This window comes from Pontibacter brevis (assembly GCF_054779655.1).
Window position 1 is genome coordinate 81,129 of the sequence record NZ_BAAGXV010000001.1, and the last position, 15,463, is coordinate 96,591.

The following is a 15,463-nucleotide window of genomic DNA, read 5'->3' on the forward strand; positions in this document are numbered from 1 at the left end:
AAATGAAAAAGGAAAATTTACTTGAAAAGGTGCAGCAGCTGCACAAAGAAGGGTACTCCATCAGGGAAATTGCCCACAAAACAGGAATCAGTAAGTCCAGTGTGGGCAGAATCACGCAGAAGCTGCAGGGATGCGTTGCCGGGACAGCTATTGGGACATGCCCCAACGATGATCCTGGGACAGCTTTGAGTAGCGTCCCAGAAGCGGACTGGGACACTAAAACAGCCTTCGGAAGCTTTGGAAACAGTCAAGAAGAGGCTGTACCACCCCTTTCGCCTGCGTTGCAGGATGATTTTGCGCTAAGCGAAGAGGTGGTGCTGATGCTTCGTAAAGGTGACTTAAGCTCACGCTACTCATCCTTCCTGGACCGAACCATCGCTTTCCTACGCAACAACCTGGGTTCAGAAGGGTTGGCGCTATCCTTGATCAAGGGTAGGCAGGAAGCCGTCAGGGAGTTCATTCAACGGGCCAGGGTGCTGTGCCACGAATGCCGTGTGGACTATGAAGGCCTATTTATGGCCCATGTGCTGGAGCAGCTGCACAACTTCTTCGGACAGCACCCAGAGTTAGAGCACCACCCGTATAGCGAGCTTAAGATCAAGGTTAACCCAGCCCTAGAGCTGCTCCTGACAAAAGCGCTCCGGGTGGACGTGTTCGCCCCTAGGTAAGGCTTTTCAAGGTACCCAGTTAAAGTTAGTGCAGGCTTTGACTGGGTTCTTCATTTTCCTAGGACCAGCTATAGCTTACAAGGTAACCCGCTCCATGCTTCATAAGTATAATTATGTAAAGTAGGGGGATTAATTAAGCAGTTTTCTTCTACTTATTTAGGCCTTATATTTACGCAACAGCCTGTTGCGTAATTACTCTACGCGTCACGTTAAGCATTCCTGCAAGCACCGATCAAGAACGCGTATAGCGGACTCCTTATTTTTGATGATGGAAGAAATACAGAACAGTACACTACTTGTAAATGAGGTTAAGCAACTTATCGCGCATAGCCGTGAGAAAGTGGCTACTACAGTCAATGCCGAAATTACCCTGCTTTACTGGCTGGTTGGTAAACGCGTTAACGATGAGATACTAAGAAATAGCCGGGCTGAGTATGGCAAGCAAATAGTCACTACACTTGCCCAACAGTTAACGCTGGAGTACGGTACTGGGTGGAGTCAGAAGCAACTATTGCACTGTATCCGCTTTGCCAGTATTTTCAAAGATAAGCAGATTGTCTCCGCACTGCGGAGACAATTAACCTGGACGCACATCAAGACGATCATTTACCTGGACGATGAGTTAAAGCGCAATTTTTATATCGAGATGTGCAGGCTGGAGAAATGGAGCTCGCGAACCCTGCAGGACCGAGTAAGGTCCATGCTCTATGAGCGCACAGCTATCTCTAAACAACCGGAAGTCACTATCCAGAATGACCTGCAACAGCTGAAGGAATCCAGCCAACTCACACCTGACCTGGTTTTCCGGGACCCGTACGTCCTTGACTTCTTAGGTTTGGCAGATACCTATTCCGAGAAAGACCTGGAGGCCTCCATATTGGCGGAACTGCAGCGCTTTATAATTGAGATGGGAAGTGACTTTGCCTTTCTGGCCCGTCAGAAGCGCATTGCCATTGACAATCGCGACTACTACATTGACTTGCTTTTCTACCACCGGCGTTTGAAATCCTTAGTGGCCATTGATTTGAAAATAGGTGAGTTTGAGGCCGGCTTCAAAGGACAAATGGAGTTATATCTACGGTACCTGGAGAAATATGAAATGGTGGAAGGAGAAAACCTTCCAATAGGCCTTATCCTCTGCACCGGCAAGAACGAGGAACATGTAGAGCTGCTGCAGCTGGATAAAAGCAACATCCGCGTAGCCGACTATCTGACGCAACTCCCGCCGAAAGAGCTACTGCAGGCAAAGCTGCATCAATCCATTGAGATTGCCAGAAGCAAGTTATCAAATGAGGGGAGCTAGCGAGAGGATGACTGCAGGGACTATAAGAAGGACCTACTGAACATAAAAGCAGTTATACCGCAAACAGCCCCCACGGCCTGGAATCGCACTTGCTGTTTTTAGTACTCTAACGGGGGCATCTATTCCAGTGAAACCTATCAATCTGCTCTCTAGGCGTTCCTGCTGAACACTACTACCCTTACACACAGGGGAGGCTACCCGTGATGAGTAGCCTCCCCTGTGTGTAGTTTATAAACTGCTCTTATGGCACGCGAGTTATTTTACTCTTTCGAACTCAGTTCTGACAGTCTGACGATGTGCAGGCTTCAACTCGTCACTTGGATAGTCATGATATGAAGATGGGCTATTCTCCCAGGACCATATCATTTTATCACCAGATATTTTTAGTTCATAGCGCTCAACCGGACCGTTCTCTACAACTAAATAGTGCTTACCGCCCTCTTCTATGATGGTATAGTTTTGTGGCACTCTCGAGCCAGAATCCATGTAAAAGGACTCGGCTCCGAAACCGTACTCTGTTGATATAGCATGTGACTCTTTATGGAGCTCCTTGTTTTGTTCATCATAGAAGTGGCTCGCTGTCATGGTTTCCCTCCATGTTCCTATTATCTGTTCACTGAGCGGCAATGGTTCATCATCTTCTTTACATGAGGATAAAATAAGGAAAAAAAGAATAGGCAAAAGGAAGAGCTTTTTCATGTGACAGGGAGTTTTAAAGTATAGGCTGAAGTTAAGGGTTTCATTTATATATGCAATTAATCATATAAAAAATAATAAAGATAAAATGTTATTATTCGTTTGATTACCCTGCTTCCTGTACTTGGCAGATAGATAGCTACACCCGTCTTTCCTTGTACTACCTTTTTCCTGCTGCCCTTTCATGAACTGAGCCACCTTTCGTGCGTGGGTTATATGGCTTTTAGATGCTTCTATTTATCATAAAGCAGCTTATGAGCTACAAACAGTAAAGGCTCCTCATCACGGGGAGCCTTTACTGTTCTATAACGTCAGTTATATAGATTAAAGCCGCTGTATAAAATAAAGGTTTCTGTACAGCAAAACTCTTTCTTCTTTATAGTTTTTAAACTCCACAATCTTTTAGCTTAGTTACCTGCTGACCCGCTACTCAATGTTTAGCACCCCAAAAAGCACTACGGCTCTACACACAAACAACAACCCTCCAAAGGAAAAGACCTGCCACCTCCTGAAGCCATGCTCCTTGCCAGGACCTCCCCGGCGTAGGGCTGGCAGAGTATCTCATTGAGAAGGGATATGGCCCCTGATGCAACAGCTACTACTCTTTCTTGGTCGCTGTTTAGGAATTGCAGTTTCACATATCACATAGAGGGTGGAAAGCTTGAGAGTCAGTTGTAGCAAGCAAGCGTTTAAAGCCACCTTATTGCGCTGCTGTTCAGTTCCTGCCTGCCATCACTCCCCCGTCCACATCCCAGATGGACCCGGTTACCCAGGAGCTTTTGTCTGTGAGCAGGAAATGAATGACATTGGCAACATCCTGCGCCCGCCCAACTCTTCCTATCGGGTGAAAGGAATTGAACCCCTCCAGTGCCTCCTCTATTTTATCTTCCTCGATGAACGCAGCGTAGATAGGTGTCACCACCACTGCCGGGGAAACGGCGTTAACGCGGATATTGTAGTCTGCCAGCTCCATGGCCAGATGCTGGGTAAGGCTATGCAAACCCGCCTTGGCCATGGAATACGCGGAGGAGGGAGTTGCCTTGACCGCCTGTTTGGCCCACATTGAGCCGATGTTGACGATGGACCCGCCTCCGTTGCCTTTCATCACTCTGGCCACTTCCTGTGTGATGAAGAAGAAGGCTTTGTTGAATGCATGGTAGCGGTCATAGTCCACCTCGGTATGCTCAAGGAACGGTTTGGGGCTGAAGTACCCTGCTGCGTTGAGCAGATACTTTAAATCAGGAAACGCTGTCTTAAGGCTGCTGGTGAACTGCTGCACGTCAGGCAGGCTGCTCAGGTCTACGCCTACTGCATGGGCTTTACCATGAGCGGACAGCTCTTCCCTTGCCGCCTCTAGCTTCTTGCCTGGTCGGCCCATGATGATTACTTCAATGCCGCCTTTTAGCAGCAGTTCTGCTGTGGCTCTTCCCATTCCTGTCGTGCCACCTACTATCAATGCTTGATCTGCCATTTTCTCTCTTTGGTTGTCAGTCCTTATCATACGGAAGCAAGGAAGGTAATGGGGGCAGGGGGCGTGATATTTTCGCCGCTGCGGGAACAGGATGCCCAGGACAGCGAGAAAGATTTCCACCAGCTCCGCCATGCTTCCTGCGCTCACGGATGCATGGCGGAGCTGGTGGAAAGGATAGCCTCCGGAAACCGGCGCAATAAAAAGAGCACGGCCTCTGTCTAGCAACACATGCACGCTTAGCCTCTAAAACTGAAAGATCAAGTTCCTGGCAGCCTTCGGTTCTTCAGGCCTGGCATCATATCACAGCATCCCCTGCTTCATTAACAGCACACATTTCTTAGGGGGAGCCACTTCCTGAACGCAAACAAGCAAGGGCCAAGAGGAAAGGCAGTGACAGCATACCGATGGCTAAACTCCGAAAACGTTCGTGTATCTACACCGTTACACCCTATACCATTCACAAAGCATAACAATTTAGATATGAGCGAGAAAGAAGAATCAAGACGCGGGCCCATTGCCTCTGCCATGGCGGGGGCTGTAAGTGTTGGCGCGAATATGCTGGGGGAAAAGTTCACAGAGCTGAAACACGACGCTGACAGCAAGAGGCTGAAGGCATCGGCTAACTTCCCCATGATAAGGCTGCCAGAGGGTTATGAGATTGAGAAGATAGCAGACGGCCTTACTTACCCCACCTCTGTCGCCTGGGATGACAGGGGGAACATGTATGTGGCCGAGGCCGGTGGCACCTTCCTGGATGAGGAGGATGCCTCGGCAAGGATACTGCGCGTTGATGCCAACGGCACGGCAACAGAAGTGGTCAACCTGGATGGGAGAATCTACCCCGCCATCTCCGGCATGACCTGGTACAACGGCGCTTTCTACATCACCCACCGGGATAAGGAATTATACGGTTGCGTGTCCCGGGTGACCCCGGACGGGGAGATAACCCAGATACTCGGGGGAATCGTTGACAGCAAGTCTGACCACCAGCCCAATGACGTGCGCGTGGGACGGGACGGAAGGATGTACGTGTGCGTGGGCATAGGCGGCAACTCCGGGTACATGGACGAGAACATGATACCGTTTGTGCTGAAGGCGCCTGACGGGCATCCCACCCCGGCCAAGGACATCGTGCTCACAGGCTATAACATCGAGTTGCCTGATTTCCGGGAAGGGGGCAAGGGAACGGTACTGACGGGTGCCTTCATGCCCTTTGGGACAGCGACAGAGCCGGGCCAGGTAGTCAAGGGCAGCAGAAAAGCGGGAGGCACCATCCTGGTGTTCGACCCGGAGAATGCCGAGGCGACAGTGCAGCCCTATGCCTGGGGCTTCCGCAATGCCATAGGAATCGCATGGAACAGGGACAATGAGATGTTTATCGCGGTAAATGGTTATGACAACGCCGCCGGCAGGCCCATCAACGACTACCACGACGGCACCTACCGGGTGAGAGAAGGCGCCTGGTACGGCTGGCCTGACTTTGCGGCTAATTTCTCCCCTGTTACCGATGCCAGGTTCAAGCCTAACAGCTCCGCCATCCCGCCTACCTACAAAGGCAGGGAAAGAGTGGCAAAAGAGCTGCATTTTCTCATTGACCATAAGGCAAGCGGGTTGGAGCAGCCAGACACATCGCTGATCCTTGGCTTGCATGAGGTGAACGCTTCCCCTTCAAAGCCTGATGTGGCGCCTGAGGGTTGGGGGGAGTATGCCGACCACCTCTTCGTGCCGGAGTACGGGGATTTCCAGTGGATCACCAACCCCTTGAGGGACAAGTTCGCAGGCAACCGTATTGTTCGGATGAAGACCAGCGGCAGCGGGGAGCACACCGTGCACGCTTTTATTCAGAACGAGAAACCTGGTCCCGGTTCCCAGCAGGGCCGGCTGGGCGAAGGAATCGAAAGGCCGTACGATGTGAAGTTCGGGCCTGACGGGGCCATGTACATCGTTGACTTTGGCTCGCACAGAACAAGCCTGAAGCGCATAGCGGAGGGGCATTTCCCGGTTGAGTTTGACAGGGGAACAGGCATGGTCTGGAGAGTAACAAAAACGAAATGAATTGCTTAATCACTCTTTGATACTGGTAAAGGCTAAACCAGTGGCTTAGCTTGAACAGAAGGCGATAAAAGGGTAAAAGCAAGGTTGACTTACCTTGCTTTTACCCTTTTATCGCATATAATCTGGCTTATGGGTTACAAACAATAAAGGCTCCTCATCACGGGAAGCTTTCCTTGTTTTATAACGCCAATTATGTTCACCAGGACCGCCTGTAGAGCAAGCTAACGGTTGGGCTATGGTGCGTTTATGCACTATAGGTGTTGTTGTGCGTTCGTGCTTTTTAAATTAAGTCTCGGTATTCAACTTCATTGGCAAACACCAAATTGTAAAAAATTGAATCTTGAAGTTCTTGAGCGACTGTTTCTTCAGCATTCATTTTATCAATGATTTGCATGGATTCATTCTTAGAACGCTCTACATAATCACCCCATCCTTCATTACTTCTTCTATCTGAATGCCAATTGAAGACATAGTCTTTCCCATCCCTCCCTTTGATGATTCCAACTGCTATATTTTCAGGGTCAATACTGGTCAGGCTAAAAACGTTATTCTGTTTTTTAACAACCGCCCAAACATCTCCACCAAGTATGGCATAACCATTATCTGTTAGCTCATTGATAGCCTGAGCCACATCTTCTTTTTTCCAAGCCAGTTCACCTTGAAAAGAATCTATTGCTTTACTTTTTAACTGGTCTGAAAACTTCATCTTTTCATGATTAACATGCCGCACAACGTTAATCGTGCAGCCGAAGCACGAAGCGTAGCGAGGGTTAAGGCTGAACTTTGTTGGCGGAAGCTGTTCTTTTTAACCACCAATCGAATTTCTGAAGAACCTGTAACATTCTCCTGTATCAATGTTGGTGACTATGTTAAAGTACCACTCTCCACCATCATCTACTTCTACTACTTCTGTTTTCCAGTCTGAATGGGCAAAGGAACTCTCTATTGAAAAGCAGTTAATCCAAATCAACTTCTGACCTTTCTCATTTCTGGCACCATAGTACTGTCTCCTATAACTTGGTAATTCTTCAATCGCATCATTGGAGATTCTTAAGCTATCTGCACCTATCTTGTCAACTTCAACACATCTTTTTAAGATTCTCTCTGCCTCCACGATGTTTTCAAGAGATGGGGTGAAGGGAGTAACTTTTTCCGCTTCCGTAGGTCTCATGAGCATGCTAAAGGTGTAAACATCATGTGTTGGTTTTTCTTGCTCATTAAATACAACACCTGAAAAGCTTTTGGTCTCAATCAGGTAATTTGCTGAACTATCAACTGGGGTTACAGCATACTCCACTCCATTAATTTCATAAGTTTCTGTCTTACTACATGAACAGAAACAAACCAAAAGTATAAGAAGAGGTATAAGCTGCTTCATATTTTCATAGTTAAAGTTACCGCCAACGGGTTGGTATAGCAGATTGCGAGGCGTAGCTGAAGCAGTACTGCTATACTTTGTTGTATGGGTGTTATTCTTCCTTTTCTGCTGAATTGTATCTGTAAATATCTACGTCCGTTACTGTCTGCGTTTGATACAGGAACTTAACTGTTTTTAGGTCATGCCCCAAGGCTGGTGTTGATTCTTCTGGATTGGTGTCAATGTATAGAACAATGACCAACACAGATGCCAACTGATACTTTTCTTTAAGCTCATTGATGATTTTAACTTTGTCTTTCAGCTTCTCAACTACTTCATCAACAAGTTTGTCAATGAATATGGCTTCTTTTCCTTTTCCAGTTGACCACTTCCAACAAGCATATTTCTGATTTGGAAGATACTGCCCTTTATTTCCCTTCTTCCATGAGTCTGTTGGCTCTATTCCAAGTGCGCTTGTGATTTCGTTTGGGTCGAAATCATCTCCATGGAGAGCAAAATAGACGTAGGATTCTGATGGAGTTTTATTCATACTTTTAATACCATACAACTATCAGCTAAACGGAGTTATTCGGCTTATCTGCACTATGTATGGAAGTCATCTGGCCCACTCTTGAAGCAGTATTTGTTGTTTTAGCGGTTAGTTGACAGACTTTAGTCATTATATCTTCCTTATTCAATATAAGAAAATTTGTGAAGATACCCGCTTCCTTAACCCTGTTTTAAGCATAGATGGCCCAAAAGTTTTAGAAGGGGAGGTGAGGCCCGCGGATAAGTGCCCCCTCTGCACATAGATTCCAACCTTTAGCCTCCGTTCAAGGAGTAAAACCAGCTGAAAAAGGCGGCCACAAGAGTGCAATTACAGCAAATCAATACAATTCCTGCAGAGGGGTGTTAACCGTACATATCCGGATAATACGCTTATATCCGGATACATACGGCTACAGCCACGAAAACTGCTCATTGCCGTAGCTAAAAGCAGAGAGAGCATGAGCAGGTGTGCCTTCCACAAGGTCAAAAGCCTGTGCGTTCAGTGCAATCGCTCCAGCTTACAGGCTGTGGTTGGGGAAGCAGGCTAAAGCTTAATTTGCTGCTTAATTTTATTATCAAAAAACGTGGGAATTTTGATACGGCTTTAAGGGATATCTTCTATTTCGACCGTTTATGCCGGACAATGCTTCGTGCTGCGGTTGTTGCAGCTTGTTTTTAGCCTTTAGAAAGCCTTGTTGAATCATTTCTGGGTCTCTCAGGCAGGCCGTGAAAAGAAAAGGGTAGCCATAAACTACCCTATCATCCAAACAACTAACCAAACATGAAGTAACAACTTCGCTAGAAGTCGTTAGCCACACCCAAAGGTAGCAGCATTAGCTTGAGCTTTAACAATATAATCCAACAATATTTTTGATTATACTATCACTTTCTTCTAATAATACCATCATAAAGCTTTTCGCATTGCACTGTAGGCAGCATAGTCCTCCGGATCCATGTGCTGCCGGATGTACTCCTCCATTCCCACGTCGTTCTTCTCCATTATATACCTAGTGAAGGAAGGGGCTGACTTGCATTTCTCAAACCCCAGTCGGCGCATGTCCTTGCCGATATCTTCCGGCAGTCCCTCCAGCCACTCATAGTAGTCCTGAAGGCTAGGGTTGAACTCTGTGGAGCGCTGGTGGTAGCGATAGGTGATGTTGCCGTAGGTAAACATCAGCGCATGAAAGCGCCTGTCCTCCGGCGAGCAGGAGTCTAGGAACTCCTCCTGGTTCTTCCTGTATTTCTCGTCCGGGTGCTTTATCTTTATCATTTCACGTTTGCGTTTTCATCTGTGGTGGTGATGTGGCCGATATAGCGGTAGCAGGTGGCCCTGCCAATGCCCAGAATCTTTGCTATCTGCTCCACGGTCTTTGTTCCGGAGTCAAAGAGTATCCTGGCTGACTTTGCCTTCTCCAGTGCTGCTTTCGAAAGGCCTGTGGGTCTGCCGCCTTTTTTCCCTCTGGCTTTGGCTGAATCAAGTCCTGCCTTTGTTCTTTCGCGAATGATTTCCCGCTCGAACTCCGCCAGGGAGGCGAAGATGTTGAAGGTGAAGCGGCCGGTGGGGGTGGCCGTGTTGATGCCGTCCTGCAGGCTCACAAACTCTACCCCTCTTTCCTTGAACTCCGAGACCAGGTCTATCAGGTCCCGCAGCGAGCGACCCAGCCTGTCCAGCTTCCACACTACTACTGTGTCACCTGCCCGGAGCTGGCTAACCATCTTCTCCAGCTCCGGGCGCTCCTTGCTTTTGCCGGATTTCTTCTCGCGGAATATCTGTTCGCACCCGTGTTTGGTGAGGGCGTCAAGCTGCAGCTCCAGCTTCTGGTCCTGGGTCGAGACCCGGGCGTATCCTATCTTCATATCAGTATCATAAACTCATCTCAAAAATAGAAAAAGATTTTGATTTTTGAGACGACAAAATGAGACGGAAAACAGGCTGCAGGGGCAGGTTCCGGCGGAGGTTCCACGATCTCATTATTCCCACGTTTTCCGGGACAAGACACACTGGGCAAAACCAGAGCAATGACTATTAATTAACGTGAACTCGTAATTAAACCATATTTAAAAAATTGATTTACAGTGGATTATACCGCAGATTGATCATTAAGTAATTGTGAGTATCATATCATATATCTGCATTTTTAGGTTGTATTCCCCGATATAGAAGAATACATCAACCGATATTTATATTAAGAGCTCTGGAAATGTAAATTTCAAAGATTAATTCCCGAGTTCACGTTATGATAAGTGTCATGGAAAAAAGATTGTAATAAGTTTTAAAACAGTTTCTTATAAGATTAGCCTTGGAGGAATAAAACTTTCAACTCTCCCAAATAAGGGGCGCGATTAGGTGAGTCTATCGTGCTGCTGCTGATTCCGCAGACGCCAGTTGAATATCATGTGTCTTTATAAGGCAGCTTTACCAGGGAGTCAATAATTCGCTCAACCCAGCCGGGCATCAGGCTGGAGGCCATGCCGCTGACCATGGCGCCAGCCATGTGGTAAAACACGGACTTCGTGCGATTCCTTTCCTCTTCTATTTCTCCTTCGTGAAAGTTCCCGGTGCTGGAAGGGTTATTGTCCTTTATAACCAGGTTGTTGATAAGCCAGCTACCTGCATTTAAGATAAAGCCGGGATTCTCCGGGTCTTCCTTGTCAATCAGCTGGATGTCCAGGTCGTCGTAAAGGAAGCGGATCTGCCCCTTTGCTATATGTTCCGTTGCTCTCACAGCAAAATTTGCTTTATTAATGCGGCCGCTTTCCATGCGAACAAACATGACCTGCTCAAACAGCGGATTAAACGCTTCGAACTTCATCGGCTCCAGCGAGCCTTCATACGTATACAGATCCTCGGGGTGATCCATAAAGAACTCGAACTTAACCCGCAGTATGCTCTCGCCCATTAAGTTGGTGCTTGCCTCGGCAGTCATCATATTCTGCTCCCTGATCTGCAGCGAGTCGTTGGTGATGTTGGTAACCAGCAACTCCGTTTCATCCAGGGTAAGCACGCCAGGCTGTATGCCGTCAGGTGATATCTCTGCATACACAATCTTACCATCCAACGCGGTCACGGTATCTATCTGAACCAGGAACTCCACATTCTTTAGCATCGTCTGAAGCGTGTAAGGCTGTCTCTCCGGGTCCTCTTCTACCCTGTTGTCCCTGAAGATGTCTATCTCCAGATTGCTAAGCTGGATTTTTGAGGCAATTATCTCCTGATTGTTAAACAAGGCATCTAACCTGAAGCCCTCCATTTGAATGTTCGGGATTTTCAGATCGATGCGGTCTGCCGCATATTCAAGTTTATCCTGGTATTCAGCAATCTCAAAAAGCGGCTCCAGCCGTAAACTATCTACAGTAAGGGACTGGTCATGCAGGCTTGTTCTTACTTCTCCAAGTCGAAACTCATACAAGCTGTCAGGGGTCAGAAAGGTATAATCCTGTATCAAAATCCCTATATCATCCACTTCAAACATCTCCAGCGGGTCGGGGGCTTCGAGTGAAGCGAGCCTTAGTTCCTCTAAAACCACCGATACATGCTCCAGCGTGTGGCTTCTTTGTATGGTGTCCTTCAGCATGTTAAGCTTAAACCTGCCATCCTCTACACGGATGCGGCCCACCCGAAAGGCATCTACAAATTCATTTACCTGCTGCATGGCCTGGTTTTCACCACTGTTTCCTGCAGCCCCGGCCAGTGCTGTGCCTGATGTGTTTCCTGTGTCTTCTTCCTGCCCTCCATTCGCTTCGTCAGTAGCATTGCCTTCATTTGCACCCGCTTCTTCTGAACGCTCCTTTACTACGTTCCGGTCCTGTAATATGGCCACCTCTGGCTCCCTTAACAACACCTCTGCCATGGTGTATCGGCCCGTTTCATAGGAGCGGATGAGGTCGAAGCCTGTCATCTGAAACTTCTCTGCTGTTATATCGAACAGGTTGCTGCTGGCCTCCTCAAAGTTTTCCTCTTTTATCCTTTCATGCACCTCTCTATCTGAGGTAACCTCAAACAGGCGCGCAGTGAGCACCTGTTTGCTGCTGGAATACGCCAGGCTGTCCAGTGTAATGGTGTAGACGCTATCGGGGGTCTGGTAGGTAAAATCGCTTGCCGTCAGGGCCAATTCTTCCATAGGCAGGGCATTGTCCAGGTCTGAGAGCGCCTCGGGGCTAAGATGCAGCGCTGTTACTGTGACGGAGGCATGTTCAAGCTTCTGCGTGCGGAATATATCTTCGCGCTTTTCCCGGTAGGTAAAGGTGCCGTCTTCCAGGTGGATGGCATTAACAGTAACAGGGTCGAAAAAACTGAATAACATAGCTGTAGCCTGCCCCTGCTCATTTCCTGAGGCCTCTACATCCCTGTCCATCGTAATAACAACGTCAGGCTGGCTGAGGGTCATCTGGTCGATAGCCATGCTGCCACTGTTCATGGCCCGGATAACATTCAGCCCGGTGATCCGGAACAGGGGTGCGGTAAAATCGAGCAGATTCTGGCTGGCATCATCAGTGCGTTTGAGCCTGTCGTTTTGCTCGGTATCAGAAGTTAGCTTAATGGACCTTGCGGTAAGCTCCCCACTCCTGGTGGAGTAACGGAAGCTGCCAAGCGAAAAGGTTTGGGCATTATCCGGTAGCCAGTGTGTGTAACTGCGCCCGGACAAAACGACCGCCTGCAGCGGGACCCGGGGTTCCTGCTCATAAACGAACAGGGAGTCTATGTGTAGCCCTGTGAGGGAGAGGGCGCCTTTTTCCAGTTCCTGGCTAAGGGTGATGTCGCCATTTTTTATATGCCGGGTAAAATAGGCATTCTGCAGGCGCATTTGCCCAACCTTTATTTCGTCTATAAAACCAGAGAACTTCTCATACGCATTTTGTAACAACACTTTTAGGTCTGGGGCCGGCACTGTTTCATAATTAGTGATGTCAAGTGCCGGCTTAAAAAGCTCGGTGCTCCCAATATCCAGCGTCTTTGTCCGGAAGGCCCGGAGCAGGTCCATATCGTCTATGCGCAAGCGGGGAGATTTGAAGTTATACACGAAAGGCTCTGCATTGCCGCTGATTTTCAAACTGTCATTTTTACTCCTGTCCCCTTTCATACTGATGGAATCAACATGCAGGTACTTCTCCCGGCTCGACAGTTCCAGCCTCGCCACATCGTACGTATAAGGTGATTGAGGGGGCCTGTAGCGGTAGCCCTCCGCAGTAACCAGAAAGCCCTGAACAGGCAGGCTGTCTCTTGGGGTGAAGATCGTAGCGGAGTCAAGCTGCACATCCTGTAGGCTCACATTCAGCTTATCCAAGTACTGTACTGTTTTAACTTCCTGCAGCTTCGTGCGGTACACCAGGCGTGCATCTGCCAGGCGCACTTCTTCCAGGCCTATAGCCTTCAGATAGTCAGATGCCTGCCCGTAAAGCTGGTGCAGGTCCAGCGTTGCGGTATCGGCAGCAATATCGGGGTTCTCTAACATCTCAAGCTCCGTGTTCTCTAACGTTAAACGCCCCATTTGCAGCTGTTTTGTACGATAGGCCTCCACTATATCGAAGCCATCTAATTGCAGTCGGGGTACAAGCACTCCAAACAACATCTGGCTGGCATCTTCGGCGCTCAGGGCCATATTGGCTTCATGGTCCGCTGTTACCCTGAAACCCTCCAGCTGTAGCTGCCCGGCTTCCGAAGAGTAGCTGAACAGATTAAACGTTATGTTATAGACGCTGTCGGGCATGTAGAAAGCATAGTCCCTTAGCTCTAACTGAATATCATCTGCATCAAAAATCTGAGTGTAGTCATCCTGGTTAAGCAAGTCCAGTGCCAGAACACGCAGCGACAGGTGCGGCACTTCGTGTACAGGCTTTTCCGGCGCTCCCCAAAAATATTGATGAACAGTAGCTTCGGGGATGTCTATTTCTCCGATTTCAACGGATTCTACAAAATCTGTTAAAGCGCCGCCATTATTTTGCTCTTCTTCGGCACCCTCCTTCTCTACACTTTTATCTACCAGAACGGTTATTTCGGGGCTGTCCATAAACACAGTGCCAATGCTTAGCTGCTTTCTGAAAATGGCGTCTATCAGGTTGATGCCAGAAATGGTAAACTTCTGCGTTTCCAGCTCAACAAGCATGGGGCTGGCCTCTCCGGCTTCGCGCTGCTGCCGGTGCACGGCCGAGTCGGGATATAAACGGATGTCTTTTAAGTTGACTGTTGTGGCAAGCAGGTTAATATCTATGTCCTCAAGATCGAGTTTGTATAAGCCATCTGTATTTTCTGTCACCTGCTTTTTGAGAAAGCTTTCTGCATAAGGCTCCAGTACGGTCAGCAGTAATATAGTCAGGATAAGAACCAGGCCTAACACACACGCTGATATAATACCTGCAATCTTTAGTACTTTTCGGCCAAGGCTTGTCTTTTCTGATGATGACATCGGTATAAGTAATATTCAATTTTGAAAAACAGGAGAAACTTATGCTGCCCCTTTGCTTGAGTCTACGCATTAATGAATGGTCATAGGGTTTATTTGGGATATTTATCTGTGTACCCTATATCAACTTACGCGAAGTTCAGGCATAGGATAATAAAGAAAGACTGCAAGCGCCGGGAAGGCTGCCCGGGGCCATGCAGGCTTCTAAGATGAACTAATTTGCTGGAGGCATGCGGCACGAAAAAGGCAAGCTGGTAAGCAATAATTATCGCTTAAGATACAGTTGGCATAAATTAACACCTATGGTACTAGCTGAAATCTACTCCAATGAATTTGCAAAGGTTGAGGTGAACCTTGTACACAAATTTAATCAGGTGACCTGGTTGCAGCACACCAGCGGCACTCCTGCCAGAGAAGTGTTAGAAGTAGCTCTACAATTTGCCCGCGGAGAAGGTCTTACTAATTGGCTACATGACATGCGCAAGATAGACTACATCACCCTGGCTGGTCAAAGCTGGACAGCAAATGAATTCTTTGCCGCTTTTGATTATGAATTACACCACCGGCTAGCTTGGGTAGCAAGCCCAAAAAGCATAGACATGGTCCCTGATGCTCTAATTCAGGAGGCAATTCGGCAGAATCCTGTGCTGGCGAAAATCGTTGAGATGAGAGTATTTTTGGACATGGAAACAGCTGAATATTGGTTGTCTCAGTAGTGTTCTTGCTCAGGCTAACAAGTGTATTTTAAGCCCTTTGCTACTTTCCACTTGCATCTTGCCAAAACCGACTTTGTTGTACATAATAGGCGTTATAGAACAAGAATGGCTCCCTATGATGAGGAGCCTTTATTGTTTATAGCTGTAAGCTCCCCCGTATTTTGAGCCATTTGAAAGTTGACTTTTCAATTTACAATTTCTTCCAATAAATCAACCGGAGCTCTGAAGTTGAGGGCCTGATGAGGCC

The 15,463-nt window shown here is 47.8% G+C and carries 12 protein-coding genes; 4 read left to right on the forward strand and 8 right to left on the reverse strand.

The window, feature by feature from the left end; all coding sequences use genetic code 11:
• Positions 1–2: 2 nt before the first annotated feature.
• Together ACYVB1_RS00360 and ACYVB1_RS00365 are read left to right on the forward strand one after the other, a co-directional pair.
• Positions 3–668 (forward strand): helix-turn-helix domain-containing protein, encoded by a 666-nt coding sequence (locus ACYVB1_RS00360; protein WP_460919313.1) that lies wholly within the window; start codon positions 3–5, stop codon positions 666–668.
• 265 nt (positions 669–933) lie between these two features.
• Positions 934–1,971 carry a PDDEXK nuclease domain-containing protein gene (locus ACYVB1_RS00365; RefSeq protein ID WP_460919316.1) on the forward strand — a complete coding sequence of 346 codons (1,038 nt, stop codon included), beginning with the start codon at positions 934–936 and terminating at the stop codon, positions 1,969–1,971.
• A 255-nt stretch (positions 1,972–2,226) separates the two neighbouring features.
• Here the strand turns inward: ACYVB1_RS00365 and ACYVB1_RS00370 are convergent, their stop codons facing one another.
• A complete protein-coding gene (locus ACYVB1_RS00370; protein ID WP_460919319.1) occupies positions 2,227–2,670 on the reverse strand; it encodes a hypothetical protein in 444 nt (147 codons plus the stop codon).
• Between the two features lie 712 nt (positions 2,671–3,382).
• A complete protein-coding gene (locus ACYVB1_RS00375) occupies positions 3,383–4,366 on the reverse strand; it encodes an SDR family NAD(P)-dependent oxidoreductase (protein ID WP_460919322.1) in 984 nt (327 codons plus the stop codon).
• A gap of 252 nt (positions 4,367–4,618) precedes the next feature.
• Between ACYVB1_RS00375 and ACYVB1_RS00380 the strand changes: the two genes are divergently transcribed.
• A complete protein-coding gene (locus ACYVB1_RS00380) occupies positions 4,619–6,193 on the forward strand; it encodes a PQQ-dependent sugar dehydrogenase (protein WP_460919325.1) in 1,575 nt (524 codons plus the stop codon).
• Between the two features lie 280 nt (positions 6,194–6,473).
• Here the strand turns inward: ACYVB1_RS00380 and ACYVB1_RS00385 are convergent, their stop codons facing one another.
• The 6 genes from ACYVB1_RS00385 to ACYVB1_RS00410 form a co-directional block, all read right to left on the reverse strand.
• Positions 6,474–6,899, reverse strand: a complete 426-nt coding sequence (locus ACYVB1_RS00385; RefSeq protein WP_460919328.1) for a hypothetical protein — start codon at positions 6,897–6,899, stop codon at positions 6,474–6,476.
• A 99-nt stretch (positions 6,900–6,998) separates the two neighbouring features.
• Positions 6,999–7,571: a hypothetical protein gene (locus ACYVB1_RS00390; protein ID WP_460919331.1), complete on the reverse strand. Its 573-nt coding sequence runs from the start codon at positions 7,569–7,571 to the stop codon at positions 6,999–7,001.
• A gap of 91 nt (positions 7,572–7,662) precedes the next feature.
• Positions 7,663–8,100: a DUF4279 domain-containing protein gene (locus ACYVB1_RS00395; protein WP_460919334.1), complete on the reverse strand. Its 438-nt coding sequence runs from the start codon at positions 8,098–8,100 to the stop codon at positions 7,663–7,665.
• Between the two features lie 903 nt (positions 8,101–9,003).
• Positions 9,004–9,369: a hypothetical protein gene (locus ACYVB1_RS00400; protein WP_460919337.1), complete on the reverse strand. Its 366-nt coding sequence runs from the start codon at positions 9,367–9,369 to the stop codon at positions 9,004–9,006.
• Positions 9,366–9,956, reverse strand: a complete 591-nt coding sequence (locus ACYVB1_RS00405; protein WP_460919340.1) for a recombinase family protein — start codon at positions 9,954–9,956, stop codon at positions 9,366–9,368. Before ACYVB1_RS00405 ends, ACYVB1_RS00400 begins: the two co-directional genes overlap by 4 nt.
• A gap of 536 nt (positions 9,957–10,492) precedes the next feature.
• Entirely contained in the window at positions 10,493–14,503 is a 4,011-nt protein-coding gene (locus ACYVB1_RS00410) for an AsmA family protein (protein WP_460919343.1), read from the reverse strand.
• A gap of 299 nt (positions 14,504–14,802) precedes the next feature.
• Here ACYVB1_RS00410 and ACYVB1_RS00415 point away from each other — a divergent pair, with 299 nt between their 5' ends.
• Complete coding sequence (locus ACYVB1_RS00415; RefSeq protein ID WP_460919346.1) at positions 14,803–15,216, forward strand: hypothetical protein; 414 nt, start codon at positions 14,803–14,805, stop codon at positions 15,214–15,216.
• The last annotated feature ends 247 nt before the right edge of the window (positions 15,217–15,463 follow it).

Coding starts and splice junctions, on each gene's coding strand:
- ACYVB1_RS00405 (WP_460919340.1), bottom strand. CDS start 9,956: ATGAAGATAGGATACGCCCGGGTCTCGACCCAGGACCAGAAGCTGGAG.
- ACYVB1_RS00390 (WP_460919331.1), bottom strand. CDS start 7,571: ATGAAGCAGCTTATACCTCTTCTTATACTTTTGGTTTGTTTCTGTTCA.
- ACYVB1_RS00415 (WP_460919346.1), top strand. CDS start 14,803: ATGGTACTAGCTGAAATCTACTCCAATGAATTTGCAAAGGTTGAGGTG.
- ACYVB1_RS00385 (WP_460919328.1), bottom strand. CDS start 6,899: ATGAAGTTTTCAGACCAGTTAAAAAGTAAAGCAATAGATTCTTTTCAA.
- ACYVB1_RS00410 (WP_460919343.1), bottom strand. CDS start 14,503: ATGTCATCATCAGAAAAGACAAGCCTTGGCCGAAAAGTACTAAAGATT.
- ACYVB1_RS00360 (WP_460919313.1), top strand. CDS start 3: ATGAAAAAGGAAAATTTACTTGAAAAGGTGCAGCAGCTGCACAAAGAA.
- ACYVB1_RS00380 (WP_460919325.1), top strand. CDS start 4,619: ATGAGCGAGAAAGAAGAATCAAGACGCGGGCCCATTGCCTCTGCCATG.
- ACYVB1_RS00400 (WP_460919337.1), bottom strand. CDS start 9,369: ATGATAAAGATAAAGCACCCGGACGAGAAATACAGGAAGAACCAGGAG.
- ACYVB1_RS00395 (WP_460919334.1), bottom strand. CDS start 8,100: ATGAATAAAACTCCATCAGAATCCTACGTCTATTTTGCTCTCCATGGA.
- ACYVB1_RS00370 (WP_460919319.1), bottom strand. CDS start 2,670: ATGAAAAAGCTCTTCCTTTTGCCTATTCTTTTTTTCCTTATTTTATCC.
- ACYVB1_RS00365 (WP_460919316.1), top strand. CDS start 934: ATGATGGAAGAAATACAGAACAGTACACTACTTGTAAATGAGGTTAAG.